Annotated in this window: 13 protein-coding genes; 12 read left to right on the top strand and 1 reads right to left on the bottom strand. The window is 37.0% G+C overall.

From position 1 onward, the window contains the following. The first annotated feature begins 477 nt into the window (after positions 1–477). The 4 genes from LQ188_RS22520 (at position 478) to LQ188_RS22535 (ending at position 5,434) form a co-directional block, all read left to right on the top strand. On the top strand, positions 478–2,139 hold the full coding sequence (locus LQ188_RS22520; RefSeq protein WP_230178351.1) for an amidohydrolase: 1,662 nt from the start codon (positions 478–480) through the stop codon (positions 2,137–2,139). 174 nt (positions 2,140–2,313) lie between these two features. Further along, positions 2,314–3,567 carry an MFS transporter gene (locus tag LQ188_RS22525; protein ID WP_230178352.1) on the top strand — a complete coding sequence of 418 codons (1,254 nt, stop codon included), beginning with the start codon at positions 2,314–2,316 and terminating at the stop codon, positions 3,565–3,567. Between the two features lie 382 nt (positions 3,568–3,949). Next, positions 3,950–4,336: a VOC family protein gene (locus LQ188_RS22530; protein WP_230178353.1), complete on the top strand. Its 387-nt coding sequence runs from the start codon at positions 3,950–3,952 to the stop codon at positions 4,334–4,336. Between the two features lie 213 nt (positions 4,337–4,549). Then, positions 4,550–5,434 (top strand): DMT family transporter, encoded by an 885-nt coding sequence (locus tag LQ188_RS22535; protein WP_230178354.1) that lies wholly within the window; start codon positions 4,550–4,552, stop codon positions 5,432–5,434. Between the two features lie 105 nt (positions 5,435–5,539). Here the strand turns inward: LQ188_RS22535 and LQ188_RS22540 are convergent, their stop codons facing one another. Beyond that, positions 5,540–6,217 (bottom strand): helix-turn-helix transcriptional regulator, encoded by a 678-nt coding sequence (locus LQ188_RS22540; RefSeq protein WP_230178355.1) that lies wholly within the window; start codon positions 6,215–6,217, stop codon positions 5,540–5,542. An 800-nt stretch (positions 6,218–7,017) separates the two neighbouring features. Between LQ188_RS22540 and LQ188_RS22545 the strand changes: the two genes are divergently transcribed. The 8 genes from LQ188_RS22545 to LQ188_RS22580 all read left to right on the top strand — a co-directional run bounded on the left by LQ188_RS22545 (position 7,018) and on the right by LQ188_RS22580 (position 14,838). Next, positions 7,018–7,782, top strand: coding sequence for a hypothetical protein (locus LQ188_RS22545; protein WP_063592933.1), 765 nt, complete (start codon positions 7,018–7,020; stop codon positions 7,780–7,782). 770 nt (positions 7,783–8,552) lie between these two features. After that, positions 8,553–9,965 carry a DHA2 family efflux MFS transporter permease subunit gene (locus LQ188_RS22550; RefSeq protein ID WP_063592934.1) on the top strand — a complete coding sequence of 471 codons (1,413 nt, stop codon included), beginning with the start codon at positions 8,553–8,555 and terminating at the stop codon, positions 9,963–9,965. Between the two features lie 646 nt (positions 9,966–10,611). Next, positions 10,612–10,800: a hypothetical protein gene (locus tag LQ188_RS22555; protein ID WP_230178356.1), complete on the top strand. Its 189-nt coding sequence runs from the start codon at positions 10,612–10,614 to the stop codon at positions 10,798–10,800. Between the two features lie 27 nt (positions 10,801–10,827). Continuing rightward, positions 10,828–11,055, top strand: coding sequence for a helix-turn-helix domain-containing protein (locus LQ188_RS22560; protein ID WP_230178357.1), 228 nt, complete (start codon positions 10,828–10,830; stop codon positions 11,053–11,055). A gap of 352 nt (positions 11,056–11,407) precedes the next feature. Further along, the gene (locus LQ188_RS22565; protein WP_230178359.1) at positions 11,408–11,851 is read left to right on the top strand and encodes a hypothetical protein; all 444 of its coding nucleotides are present in this window, start codon (positions 11,408–11,410) and stop codon (positions 11,849–11,851) included. A 942-nt stretch (positions 11,852–12,793) separates the two neighbouring features. Continuing rightward, positions 12,794–12,967: an HNH endonuclease gene (locus tag LQ188_RS22570; protein WP_290370142.1), complete on the top strand. Its 174-nt coding sequence runs from the start codon at positions 12,794–12,796 to the stop codon at positions 12,965–12,967. 261 nt (positions 12,968–13,228) lie between these two features. Further along, the gene (locus tag LQ188_RS22575; RefSeq protein ID WP_230178363.1) at positions 13,229–13,468 is read left to right on the top strand and encodes a hypothetical protein; all 240 of its coding nucleotides are present in this window, start codon (positions 13,229–13,231) and stop codon (positions 13,466–13,468) included. A gap of 167 nt (positions 13,469–13,635) precedes the next feature. Continuing rightward, positions 13,636–14,838 (top strand): DNA cytosine methyltransferase, encoded by a 1,203-nt coding sequence (locus tag LQ188_RS22580; protein ID WP_230178364.1) that lies wholly within the window; start codon positions 13,636–13,638, stop codon positions 14,836–14,838. Position 14,839: the final 1 nt, after the last annotated feature.

Raw genomic sequence — 14,839 nt, forward strand, 5'->3', positions numbered from 1 at the left:
TCGCTCGGTCTCTTAATCAGTCAAATTAGGTTTGAGGTGCCAATCAATAGAGCTTCTTCTGTAAGATGAGTGGTGTTCATACACCCAAATCATACTGGAGGGCTTTTTTTTACATATAAATGTATAAGGATTTAAAATGTAGATATAGTGATACATTCCGAAACCCTACCTTTTAGTTACATAATAATCTATCGACTTATATTTATTGTTATTTTTAGAAAATATTGAAAATTATAAATTTAAATGTTTTAATGTAACTATGCCTTTTATACTGGTTCGGACGACGTGATGTTAACACCACTAGTAAAATGGGGTAAATCTATTGTTTCATTCTAGAAAGGATGTGTCATTTTACTCCTGATTGACTTGTAAGTATTTGCCCTATCTATTCAGTATTTCTATCTGTCAGTTTGCCAAGTTAGTACTATGACGAAATGAAGTGGATTTAAAACCAAAAAAAGGGAGGGACTTTATTTTATGATAAAAATCGATCTTTTATTTAAAAATGCAAATGTGCTGACTCTAGATAACAGGAATCGCCGGGCTAGGTCAATTGCTGTAGCAGATGGGAAAATTGTCGGGATTTGGGATGAGTGTGAGCCACCTAAAAGTGCAGTGGAGATTACAGCAAGTACTGATGTTGTAGATTTAAAGGGATCCACCCTAATTCCAGGCTTTATCGATACTCATAACCATATTTTAATGTATGGATTAACGATGGGACAGGTGAACTGCGGTACACCGCCCAATCAATCCATAAAAGATATTTTAGAGGTGATTGGTGCAAAAGCAAAAGACACTCCCGATGGCGAATGGGTAAAGGGATATGGCTATGATGATACGCTTTTGTATGAAAAGCGCCATGTTACTCGGATTGATTTAGATAAGGTTTCGCCAAATAACCCTGTAGTCATCACACACACTTCAGGGCACTTATCCGCAGTAAATTCGCTTGCCTTGCAATTCGCAGGTTTAACTGATGATGTTTCTGATCCCCAGGGCGGACATTATGGACGGGATGAGAACGGAAGACTTAATGGGGTAATTTATGAACCAGCGGCAATGGCACCAATAAATAATCACATACCGCAAATGACAATTGGGCAACAGGTTGACATGATAGGAAAGGCTTCAAAAGATTATGTCGCTCAAGGAATTACCACGAATACAGATGCTGCAGTTGGATTTAATAATTTGGAAGATTTAGAGGTTCATCTTAAAGCGGCTGAACAAAAAATTAATCCGATGCGAACGAGACTGATGATCATGCATCAGCAGCTTCGTGAAGGAGAGCCATTCGGGGGTTATTCTCCAGCTCAATTGGACCTGGAACTCAGGGAAAGGTCTGGGGGACGGGTTAAATTAGATAGCGCAAAAATGTTTCAGGACGGCTCCATCCAAGGATTAACAGGAGCTTTACGTCTTCCATATTATCAAAATCAAGATGTATACGGAGATCTCATTCATCAGCAGGAAGCATTTAATGAAGAAGTCTTAGACCTGCACAGACGAGGATTTAGGATCACAACGCATGGAAACGGGGATCGTGCGATCGGCTCGATATTAGCGGCATATGAATATGCTTTATCCAATAGCCCTCGTACAGGGCATCGCCATAGAATCGAACATGTCCAAACTGCGACCACCGAGGACATCATGAAGATGAGGGAACTTGATATAGCCGGATCCTTCTTCATCAATCATGTATATTATTGGGGAGACAGGCATAAACAAATTTTCCTGGGTCCGGAGCGTGGAAGACGTATAAGTCCGTTAGCTGAAGCTGTTGCACACAATTTATTGTTCACCCTGCATTCCGATTGTCCAATTACCCCAATCTCACCCCTATTTTCAGTATGGGCTGCAGTTAATAGAATAACGAGAGAAGGTCATGTTTTAGGCCCAGAACAGCGCATTGATGTAGAAACAGCTTTAAAGTCGATGACTATTTTTGGCGCAAAACTAAATTTTGATGAGTCACGATCAGGCAGCATAGAAATTGGAAAACAAGCAGACTTTACCATTCTCGAGACTGACCCTACAGCTGTTCATCCAGAAGAAATTAAGGACATAGCAATTCTGGCCACCTTCATAGATGGAAACCCAGTATATGGACAAGAAAAGGTAAAGACTACTTAATTTCTTACCGGAAATTTACTGCGTATAATCAAAAAAGGAAATCCTATATGTTTGACTTAAGAGCACCGATTATCTTTGAACCCGCATCCTCGACATTAGATACTCCATGATCCTGTTTCCTTAGAGTTTAAAGAATCGCGATGAAAATTAAAGCTAAACTAGGGGGCTATGCTAGTGAACAAATTAGCATTCGGTCAAAATCCAAAAATGATTTTGTTATTACTTTTTGCAGGTAATTTGTTCTCGGCACTGGATCGCTTTGTCATTAATTACGGGATTGTCCATATATCCGATGACCTCCAATTGAGCGCATCCTCCACAGGTCTGATATTAAGCGTCTTCTTTTTAGGATATGCGATAATGCAGATCCCCGGCGGCTGGATGGCCGATCGTTTCGGCGCTAGAATCGTTCTGATTGTCTCTGTCTTTAGTTTTACCATTTTTACCAGTCTGACAGGATTGGCATGGTCTTTTGTTTCGTTGCTGGTCATTCGTTTTATGTTCGGATTGGGGGAAGGAAGTTTCTTTCCTGCTGGGGCCAAAATGATAGCAGTGTCCATTGCGGAAGAAAAGCGATCCCGGGCAATGTCTTTGTTTCTTTCCGCACTCACTGTTGCAGGTGTCATTTCACCCATTCTAGCAGCCACTCTGCTTGTTAGTATCGGATGGAGGATGATGTTTGGCATTATTGGGATTTTCGGGTTTACGATTGGGTTGCTATATTTGTTCTTATTAAAACCAAGAGTAGGGAGTCAGGGCCCGCGAGAAGTAGATTCCTTAACGGAAGTTCCTGTCAAAGGTTCTTTTATTAAGCTGTTTAAAACCCCCTTGGTCCTTAGTTTGATGGCTGCCTCGTTTGCATATGGTTTCGTCAGCTGGGGAGTGATGTCATGGATGCCGACTTACTTGGTGCAGGAACGTGGCCTGAATTTAATCTCCATGGGTCTTTTACAGATGATCCCTGCAATAGCGTCTGTGGCTTTCTATATTATCGCCGGTTATGTACTGGATAAAGTGAAAGTTGGTCGGGAAAAATGGATAGGGGGCTTTAGTGGATTAGGTCTAGCATTATTCGTGTATCTCATGTTTCATGCAGAAACGGTAACGGGAGTTATCATCTATCAATCCATTATACCTATATTTTCCGCAGCCTTATCCACTATCATTTTTAGTCTGCCGCTAAAGTATTTACCGGAAGCAATCGGAGGTTCTGCAGTGGGAGTGGTCAATTTAGGGATGCAAGTGGCTGGCTTTATCGCTCCTTTAACGATCGGTTTTGTCATAGACGCTTTCGATGGATCGTTTAATGGAGCTGTTTGGTTATTGGTTTCATTCGGAGTCGTTTGTTTTATCGCTTTTATGACCTTGAAATCGGGTAAGGAAAATTCCATATCAGAAAATCCACAAACAATTCCAGCTGTAAAATAGATTGCTATAAATGAAGGCAAAAGTGGGCGTTAGGATTTAAAAAAGTTTGTTCGAAATGGTATATAGAGAGTGAAATAAGTCTGCCAGCTACTATCTTGAAAAGCCTGATGTTACTGAATTCAGTTAACAGGGCTTTTTTTCATACGATATTATCAATATATTCATACAGTAAGGCCAGGGTATTTTTCATGATTAAAATATACAATTTTTCTATGTGCTGCAATTAATCTATTTGGAGTAGTGTTAAGACCTATATCCGGTGAAAGGAAAATGGATGTACTAGTGGAGTCCGAAGGAGGCACTGAAATCTAAGTTTTTATTAATGTATAACTTTGGTAAAATTAGTTTATAAAAATAATCAATGTTCTTAGGGAGGACTCAAATGAAGGTAAAAAAAATACATCATGTAGCAATAATTTGTTCCGATTATGAAAAGTCAAAGAACTTCTATGTAAATATTTTAGGGTGTGATATTGAGAAGGAAACATATCGGTCAGAAAGGAAATCGTATAAATTGGATCTTATCGTCGGAGGGGAATATCAGCTGGAATTATTCTCATTTCCTGATAGCCCCCATCGTCCTAGTTATCCTGAAGCTAGAGGGCTTAGACATCTTGCTTTTGAAGTGGAAGATATTAATCAAGCGATTGAAGATTTAGAAAACGAAAACATTCCAGTCGAACCTATCCGTGTTGATGAGTTAACAGGAAAATGGTTTACTTTTTTTTGTGATCCGGATGATTTGCCTCTAGAAATATATGAAAAGTAGGATGAGGTTACCTCTATTTTTTAAGTTGATTTAAAAGATGAATACGATGATTTAAAGAGGTTACTTATATCAATTAAACTATGAAGATTCCCTATGATATGTCGATACCATTAAGTTTGATCCACTTGTATTCCATATTTCGATGAGAGCTGAAATAATCACCGGCTATACTATCTGTAGATTGGTCATTTAAATATGTCAGGAGATAAAAAAATGAATGTTTACAAATTTACAGTGTTGATACTTTTAACGACATTTTTAATGGGTTCTTCTTTTGCAGTAGTTAAAATTGGTCTATCTTATTCATCTCCATTATTATTAGCAGCATTACGCTTCACACTTGCCGGACTCATAATGGCGATGATCGTAATCTTTTTAAAAAGACCGCATCCAAACTCTAAAGGGGATTGGATAAAAATGCTCATTATCGGCACTTTTCAAACAGCCGGAGTAATGGGGTGCATTTTCCTGAGTTTACGCACGATTACAGCAAGTGAATCCTCCATTCTTACATTCACGAACCCGTTGCTTGTTGTTGTTTTCGGTACGATCTTTTCACAAACACGCTATAAACTATATCAATGGATTGGTGTTTTATTAGGATTAGTCGGAGTAATTATAACGATGGGAGCGCAACTTGAATTTAAGGTCGGTATTCTTTTCGGTATTCTTTCTTCTGTTTTCTGGGCCATTTCCACTTTATTGGCGAAAAAATGGGGAGCGATTTCCGATACATGGGTATTATCTGCCTATCAGATGCTTTTTGGGGGTTTACTGCTTTTACTAGGCAGCTTTATTCTTGAAAAACCATTTTTCATAATGAAAGGCAATTCGTTGTTCATTTTATTATGGTTAAGTATCATGTCATCGATCGTTCAATTTGCTGTTTGGTATTACCTTTTACAAAAGAGTGATCCAGGAAAAACAAGTGCCTTTTTATTTTTGGCACCTTTCTTCGGTGTTTTATCAGGGTGGGCACTATTAGGTGAACAGATATACACTTCACTCTTAATTGGCGGACTGTTTATCATCATTGGCATCTATCTTGTAAATAGCAATTTCCAAAAGGAAAATAAATTTATTAAAAGAGCTTTATAGTAATCGTATTGATTGTTCTAAGCTGCTAAAGACAGAAAATCCCTCATGGTGAAAAAGAAAAGAGCCCTTTTCTTTTTCACCATGAGGGATTATTAAATTATACCTCTATACAAAAAACGTCTTAAATCCTTCTTTCCCTTTAGGTGTTACTTTTACTGCGCGAATAGATGGAACACGGACTATCCAGCCTAAATCAAAAAAATGTGTAAGGAGCCCATTTCCTAAAGCTCCGCCAAGATGATGGTGACGTTCACTCCAGTCTAAACATGAGTGGGAAAATGAACGGCGTTTTCTTCTTAAATCAAGTAAATCGATGCCGAATTCAGAAAAAAAATGATCTCCTTTGGGTGTAACTGTAAACTCTCTCTCTTCTTTTTTCAAATATCCGGCCTTCAACATCGATTCAGTTAATTGGACTCCTAGTTTTCCTGCCAAATGATCATAGCAAGTTCTGGCTTCCTGAAGCATTTTAACTTGGCTTGATTGTTTTAACGACCGAACTTGAGGAGGTGGGGAAATGGCAAGAAACGATTCTAAAATGTGCGCAATTTCTCCATTTGCTAGCTGATAGTAACGATGTCGTCCGTGTTTTTCAACTTTAACAAGGTTACCTTCCACTAATTTAGAAAGGTGAAAGCTGGCGGTTTGAGGTGTTATTACAGCCATCAATGCTAATTCACCTGCAGTATGAAAACGCCCATCCAGTAAACTTGCAAGTATTGTTGCACGTGACGTTTCTCCTAGGAGGGAGGCTATCTCCACCATATTTGGATTTATACTCACAATAATTACCAACCTTTCTAACGATATGTAGCTAAGTTTTAGTTTAAATAAGCTGAATGCTATGTAATTGGCATTTAAAACATGTAAACTTATTTTTCTATTATACAGTACCCTGCCGTAATGATATTCGGTAATTCACGATTCCTGCTTTAATTAAATTTGAAAAAGGATATTGGACCCTACAATAAAAGTGGATAGTGTTTATTTCGTATTTTTTCGGAGCATATATGCTGAATGATAACGTGGCATTAAAGCAATGCATATGAAACAAGGATAACTTCACCAACATGTGAAGACTGCCCAAAATCATAAAATTCATCTATAAATTATTTAGATGCTAGTTAATCCTCACTCGAAGGAAATTAATGGTCTTTGCTTTTAGTGAACGTTTTTTAACATAACTTTTTTAAACGGTTAACTGTGGTTTTAATTTGGAAGCAGGAGAAGTGTTTTTAGGCTAACTAGAAATAAGAATGAAATGGGAAAGGGTAAAGCCCAGGTGTCAAGAACATTACATTTTGAGTCGTTTCTACAAGGATTTTATTGATGAAATGAACGAGATAAAATGAGGGCATCAGTTAAATTGGGTGCTTTTTTTATTGGGGAGAGATTATGAAATCAGGAGAGGTTAAAAAGAAGACTGTATAGAAGAAAGACTGTCTATCCTTTGGATAAGCGTTTTTTAATGAAGTATATTCTTTGTAAACTAGGCATACATTCTTACATGTTCACTAACAGTAAACGTTCCTTAATAGTCCCTTTTGTCGAATTTAGTAGTCAAATAGGAGGGAATGAAGAGTATGAAAATATCAGACGTTGGATTTAAAGGTCAAGTTTTTGGATTTATAAAGTTCACACCTTTTGTGGAAAGTTTTTTGTCTGGAGATTTATATATGAATAATTTCAAAAAGTATATTGATATAGAAAGTGCTTCAGGTGAAAAAGGTGTAGGAGACAAATTTGAAGCAGCTCATGTTTTTACGGAATTAACAATGAATTTCTTTACTCAAGATACCAATGAATTAATAATGTCGGGGCGGACTAAAAAAATGAATTTCAGAAAAAATATAAATAAAAAAAGACCATTATATTGTATGTTTGCAATTGTCGGCGATATGTTAAAAGTGGTTAAGGAGGATGAAAAATATTACTATACCAAATTTGATTTACCTAATGAACAAATCGATAAAATGATCAGGGAGTTCGGAGATAGCTTAATTTTTGTTACCCCATCGCAATTTATTGACAGAATTACTAGAACACTCAATGAAAAAGGTTATGCTTACAGAGGGGGGTTGGTAAAATATGATGATTATAACATCAATTCCTCAGCTAGGATGAGCTCTTATAAAAATCAAGGGACTGATATTTATTTTTGGAAAGATAAATACTTTGAAAATCAATATGAATATCGCATAGTTCTCACAGATCAAGAAGTTGATGAAGCCTTAATTGTGAACATAGGTGATATTTCAGACATTAGTACTATTTTTAATGCAAATGAATTTTTCAGTGATAAATTTGAAATAAGATTACGAAAGAAAGGAAATCTAAGCATCCATTAAATTGGGTGCTTTTTATTTGCAGGAGGGATAAAGAAAATATTGAGCTCTTAAACGAATTAAATAGGAGAGTTAAATTAACGGGAAATTCTAGGGTTATCGTATCTGCAAGGGGGTAATTTCTCAATTATATTCACTAGTATAGGTTTAAATCTGGACTATTTTTCATATCTTTAATTTTTAAACCATTTATGGATCTTTTAAGAGAGCGCCATTCAATAGAGTCCATAATACAGCAAAACTACTTTGAATTTGACGACTTTCTTCTATTTTATTTATAAAAAACTATGAATATGGCGGAAAAACATACTGTAGATAATGGCCAAATTGCTGAACAAAATTAAAAAAGTATCATTCGCTTTTAGATCATAGGGACTACGGTATCAAAACGCGGAAATGTACGTTAAGCAAATATCGCAACGTAATTGCAATGGTGATTATAGCCAGTTAAGCGCGCTTTTTATGCAATAAAAGTCGATCACTTGATAAGATTGTTTTGATGTCTGCTGCCGCTATTTGATCTGCTCTTAAAAGGGAGTGACTTTTGAAGGTGCTAACGTGTCTGGCTCAACAGCAACCCTTTAAATAGGCCAAAACTGACATCATTTGCAGCCTGTTCTTCAAAGGAGATCCCCTATTTTTTGTAGGGAAAGTAATTATTTAATGCCGACTTTATTGTTTTTATTTTTAACAGCAAATTACTGGAAATCTGATGTGGATTCGTGTAATCTACAAAAGTATGTTTTTTTCCAAATCGTAAAGGGGGACCATAATTGAGTTCAACAAATCGTAAACAGACAACAATTGTTGCTCTTTTGCTTGCGGGTACATTCATTGCGATCTTGAATCAAACATTAATGATTACCGCCATTCCTCCTGTAATGGAGGAGATGAATGTTACGGCAAATAGTGCACAGTGGCTAACAACAGTTTTTATGCTGGTTAATGGGATCATGATCCCTGTTAGCGCGTTTTTACTGGAGCGCTTTACCACCAGACAGCTTTTCCTTTCCGCGATGGGGATTTTTGCTATTGGTACATTGGTAGCGGGGCTAGCTCCAAATTTTGGAATGCTGCTGCTAGGGCGGATGATTCAGTCGAGCGGAGCCGGAATTATGCTCCCGTTAATGCAAACAGTCTTCTTAATGATTTTCCCTGTTCATAAACGGGGTGCAGCCATGGGACTGGTCGGTCTGGTCATTTCCTTCGCGCCGGCTATTGGTCCGGCTTTATCTGGCTGGGTTACGGAGACCTACTCATGGAGGGTGTTATTCTTTATCATTCTTCCAATTGCTATTATTGATATTATAGTTGCGTTCTTCGCTCTAAAAAATGTAACAGAAGTTACACGGCCAAAAGTGGATGTGCTTTCGATTGTTTTATCTTCCGTAGGTTTCGGTGGATTATTGTATGGATTTACAGCTGCTGGTAATTATGGATGGACAGACGAGAGTACCATTATATCCCTAGGCATTGGAACAATTTCACTTGTTTGGTTTATCAAAAGGCAATTGCGATTGAAGCATCCAATGTTGGAGTTCCGTGTGTTCACGTATTCATTATTCCCGCTTGCCATTATTATTGGTGCCATTACCTTTATGGGTCTGATAGGTGCCGAAACGCTCATCCCGCTATTTATGCAAAACATGCGAGGATTTACTGCGTTTGAAGCTGGATTAGCCATACTTCCAGGAGCACTTATTACCGGAATAATGTCCCCGTTCATTGGACGTATTTTTGACCGGATTGGAGCCAGGTGGCTGGTTATTGGCGGATTACTCCTCATAACCGCTTCCTCCTTTACTTTTATGGATGTTGGTCCTTCGACAAGTTTTACATTTATAATGGTAATGTACAGTATACGGATGTTCGGATTAGCCATGGTTATGATGCCTGTTTCAACTGCCGCCTTAAACCAGCTGCCTAAACGGTTAATTGCCCATGGTGCAGCAATGGATAATACGATGAAAATGATTGCCGCATCTGTAGGTACAGCAATACTTGTTACTGTAATGACAACAGCTACCGAAAATGCTCAGCAGCGTCCCGAGATAGTACATCCTGATATGTATGGCGCGCAAATCTCATTTATTGTTATCGCTGTACTTTCATTAATTAGCTTCCTCATTTCTTTTAAAATAAAGGATAAAAAATCAGCAGGAAAAGAGTTCGGGGAGAAGAATTAAATATTTGAATTCGAGTTTTTTAAACTAAATATTAGAACTCCATTTTTTAACTTGTTATGAACATTTTCCAACGCCGCCCCTGGTGGCTTTCCCTCCCAGGCCCTATCATTCCTTCGTCCTGCCTACCTAAGGGATTCTAAAAAAGAGGGAGAACAAGTCATCCAGATGATTTGTTCTCCCTCTTTTATTTTTTTCTTTCTTTATAAAAAAAGTAAACATACATGAATTAGATGTAGGTGTGGAATTATCTTTTATTAAATCTGGACTATTTTTCATTTCTTAAATCTTTAAACCATTTTAGAAACTGGATCTTTTAAGAGTGCGCCAAAAATCACAAAAACCCCTCTGAATATGAAGATATTCTTCTATATATACTCCCCAAACCACAAATGAATCGCATGGCGTTCTTTTTCAAAAACTTTCTCCAAATATATCTCTGAAGTGGAAAGCTGCTCATGGCCCAGACTCTTCATAATCTGATAGACATCCACTCCAATTAAGTGAGAAATGATGGAAAAAGCATCCCTAAAGGTATGAGGTCCTAAATAAATCCTATCTTTATTTAGGTCACACATAATTAGTATATAATTAGATTCAAAAATTATAATAATATAGCAATAAAAGATAAAGGGTGAATAGACAAATAATGAATAAACTAAACTATGAAAAAGTCACGCAGACTGCATCTTATGAAATGGGGGAAACGGTTTATGTTCTCCAAACATGTACGGAAGAAGAAGACCCAGAGAGTTTTCACTTCTTTAAACAATTTGAAAAAAAAGAAGGCGTGATTTTGGAAGTGATTGAACACCCACGTCTTCTCCAATACGTGTAAAATTTGGCCAGGCGGAAGCAGTCTTATTTGACGAATGGGAACCAACGGGATGTTCCCATAACAGTAACGGATAATCAAGAAGGATGGGAGGGGGATGAAGTGGAATGGTATACACAAAAAGAAGTGGCTGATTTATTAGGAGTATCCAAGGCAACTGTCTACCATTACGGAAAGCAGAAGAAAATTATTAAAATTTGGACCCACATCGATTCCATAAAGAGGCCCGTTATGAAAAAGCGGAATAGGATCGATTAGTGTATGAAAAGCAATCTTTACCTACTGGTATGAGTCCCAATGATGTGGCAAAGAAATTGGGGTTATCAGTACAAAGTGTTTATAAGTATATCCAAGATGTTTCAATAAAGCTAAGGCTGTCCCTTATGGTGATGAGAGGACGATTTATGTCATATCAGAAACAGCATATGAGGAAGCCACCGGATTACTGAAACCATCTGAATCTCAACGCCCAAAACGATTTGAGTATTATTATCCTAGTCACGATATTGTCTTATTTCAGAAATTTCATTCAAGCAAGGTTCCTGAAGCACGTGTTATACGGAACAAGGACCATGAATGGTTTTTTTACTTAGCCAATATTCAAAAATGGTTGCCATTTGAAGAAGGGATAAGGGAGTATCAGTTAAAGCCGGTCTATCCCATTCATCAATCCACTTTGGAGTATAATGGCTATGTACAGCTAGAAATTCCGAAGGATGCTGTTGTCCTTTATCCATTCCTGGACTATTTATATGAAACGTGGGGAATGGAAAACATACGATTGAGGGAACAGGATCACACGATCCTGTTCTTCATCCGTGCAGGGGAAAGACCATTAACTACAAAGGGTTTCTTTGCAGAGGATATCCTGCCATTTTCAATAAAAGGAGACATCTACCATGAAGAGGGTCACCTAATTTTTCGAAGTTCCTATCGAAAAACTAGTTTGGAATTACCTATTGATCTATTAGAAAGTATGGCAGAGTTAGCTGAAGAAGAAGGAATCAGTATGAGTAAGTGGGTAGAGCAAAAATTATCATCACTACTAAAGTGATTTTGATTGAGGAAAGGAGTTATTGGCTTCATTCAAATAACTATATATTATCGGAACTTAGTTTTTTTGTAATAACTCAAAGTCCGAGATGTAGATTTACGAGATATACAATAGGATAGGATATCACGTAAAATGGTGTGTTTCTAAAAGCTTCTATATTAAAACAAATGAACCATTATCCATAAAACAAAAGTTAATTCCGCTGTAAAGCAAATCTCAGCATCAGGTAATAACGAGTAAGGCGCATTTCGTCGATCCATTCACGAAGCAGCTACGCGTGGAAGATAAACCGGGGAATTTGAAAGGGTGGCATTCGATAAAGTCGTCGGGGTAGCTGTTGTCGATTAGTGACATAAAAAGCAGTATACTCCTCTATTAAACTAATGGGTGTTTTCGTTGAAAAATCATACTAAAATTTAGCACCTTCTTCTAGGTGTTTTTATATTGCCACATTGAGACTGTAGAGGTTTAGGGGAAATGGCCTAAATCACTATCAAGAGACTGTCGAGACCCCTTGATATTACTAAAAATTAAGAAGCTGATTTGACAATTGGTGTCCTCCACAGTCTTCAAAACTGCTTGAGACCTGCGTGTCAGGTCTGGTGGGTTCGATTCCCGCGCAGTCCCGCCAAAATTTCAAGTCTATCAAGGGTTCTAGCAATTTTAACTTGATCAAGGTTTTTACATATTCTTTAACAGTCTCACACCTATCTACTGGCAGGACTGTAGACGAGACTGTAGAGAACGTTTCCTTCAACCTCCAAATAATTTCCCGAAGGAAAGAAGGTCTTAAAGCAGCATTTAGTTAGAGAGCGTAATCCCGAAGTAATAAAACTAGCAAAAGAACGTTTTCTTCAAAAGCATGGCAAGTTTTTTGTGAGGCATGCGGATTTTATTTAAAAGATCATTACGGAGAAATAGGGGATGGGTATATAGAGGGACATAGAGGAACATCATACGAAACCTGTTTCAGATATGGGCGAAACTGAACTTACACTAGTTGAAGATATAGCCCTTGTATGTTCTAATTGTCACGGTATGTTACACCGTAAAAGACCGTGGTTTTCAATTAACCAACTAAAACAATTATTAATTCATAGCATAAAAATGAAGTGATTTTAGTAATATTGAATTTAAAGATAAAGAAGTTGAATATGAGGAATAGTGTAGGGGTTTCCCCTAGTTTAGGGTCAAACAAGGAAAAATCTACCAATTTAACTTTTCGCTCATTATAGGTGTAGCATTCTAACAAAAATTAGTCTGTTTGTCATTAAAAACTGCAGTTTTGCTACACCTTGAGCGATTAAAATTTCACATTTCGTCTTTTGCTTTTAAATTAGCGCAAGTCTATATTTAGGCAGAAGGGAGAGTGAAATAATGGAGAAGCAAAAAATTACCGAAAATTTCTTCTATGTTAAAACTAGGGATAGAGTAGGGGGAACGTTCAGAAGCGATGTTTATCGAAAAGAAGGTGGTCTTTTTGAAGCCTATTCTTATTATATTCAAGATGAAGATGAAGCAATAGTGGGGTTCGCTGAGAGTGATGATGACGAAGAGGCAGTTAAGCGATCAAGAAAAGAATGGAAAGCAGAACACACTAACCTTTTAATTAAATAAAGTCTTGAGTAAAAGCCCGCTTAAAAGGAGTAGGGCTTTTTTGTTGGAATTATTGGTACTTATTATTAGGAAGCCAGATTTGTTTATTAGGATTTCTTTTTATAGTATACTTTATAGACCGATAAGGTGATATTTTTGAAGAAGATTTGATTTGTTAGGAGCGAATTATGATAGAACAGCTGAGTATTTTTAATAATATAGATACAAATATAGATACATCAGAACAAGAAATAATAGATTTAAAAATGCGTGAAGTTTCTGGAAATGATTATAATTTTCTTAGAAAGAAGGAAAATGAGCCATTACCTAGAAGTAATAGGGTTATTAATGTAGTAGACTTATTTTCTGGATGTGGTGGGTTATCATTAGGAATTAAGGAAGCTTGTAGAACTTTAGGATATGGGTTTAGAGTTCCATTAGCTATTGATTTCGATAAAAACGCTTATGAGTGCTATAAACATAACTTTAAAGAGAGTTTTGCTGTGAACGCAGATATTGGAGAATTAATGAGTTCTGAATTAGGTAGTAAAGTAACAGAACGGGAAAAATTATTGATTAATCAAATTGGAAAGGTTGATTTTTTGGTTGGGGGACCACCTTGCCAAGGTCATTCTGACTTAAACAATTCAACAAGAAGAAATGATCCCAAAAACGGTCTTTACTTGTATATGGCTAGAGCTGCAGAATTATTTTCCCCTACTCACATAATCATTGAGAATGTTGTTGGGGCAATTCATGATAAAAATAGGGTTGTACAAACTGTAGCAGATTATCTATCACAGCTTGGGTACAATGTAAACATGGGGATAATTAATTTAGCCAAAATTGGTGTACCTCAAAGTAGAAAACGACTTGTGCTTATTGCGTCAAAAGTGGCGTCCTTAGATATTAATGTAGAATCAATTGAAAAACGGTATAGTTTGGATGAGAGAAATATTAAATGGGCTTTTGAAGACTTAATGGGTATAAAGAGTAATTCAATTGTAGATAAGGTTTCTACACCTTCTAAAGATAATCGTAGAAGAATAGATTATCTATTTGAAAATAATTTATATGAATTACCCAACGAAGAACGCCCTCCCTGCCATAGAGATAAGAAGCATTCCTATAAAAGTATATATGGGAGATTGAATTGGGATAACCCATCTCAAACTATTACCAGTGGATTTTATAGTATGTGTATGGGCAGATATGTCCATCCATCTGATAGGCGTACACTAACTGCACATGAGGCAGCTAGGGTTCAATTTTTTCCAGATTTTTTTGACTTCTCTCCTATTAAAACTCGCTCGGCGTTAGCAACTATTATAGGAAATGCTGTGCCAATGAAACTTTCCTATATCATTTCATTAGAATTACTTAAGAAATAAG

This window comes from Peribacillus sp. Bi134, from assembly GCF_918698065.1.
GTDB lineage: Bacteria > Bacillota > Bacilli > Bacillales > DSM-1321 > Peribacillus.

What these genes read in the sequence shown, in the direction of transcription:
- LQ188_RS22520 (WP_230178351.1), top strand. Translation starts at nt 478, where the DNA reads ATGATAAAAATCGATCTTTTATTTAAAAATGCAAATGTGCTGACTCTA.
- LQ188_RS22530 (WP_230178353.1), top strand. Translation starts at nt 3,950, where the DNA reads ATGAAGGTAAAAAAAATACATCATGTAGCAATAATTTGTTCCGATTAT.
- LQ188_RS22535 (WP_230178354.1), top strand. Translation starts at nt 4,550, where the DNA reads ATGAATGTTTACAAATTTACAGTGTTGATACTTTTAACGACATTTTTA.
- LQ188_RS22545 (WP_063592933.1), top strand. Translation starts at nt 7,018, where the DNA reads ATGAAAATATCAGACGTTGGATTTAAAGGTCAAGTTTTTGGATTTATA.
- LQ188_RS22555 (WP_230178356.1), top strand. Translation starts at nt 10,612, where the DNA reads ATGAATAAACTAAACTATGAAAAAGTCACGCAGACTGCATCTTATGAA.
- LQ188_RS22575 (WP_230178363.1), top strand. Translation starts at nt 13,229, where the DNA reads ATGGAGAAGCAAAAAATTACCGAAAATTTCTTCTATGTTAAAACTAGG.
- LQ188_RS22580 (WP_230178364.1), top strand. Translation starts at nt 13,636, where the DNA reads ATGATAGAACAGCTGAGTATTTTTAATAATATAGATACAAATATAGAT.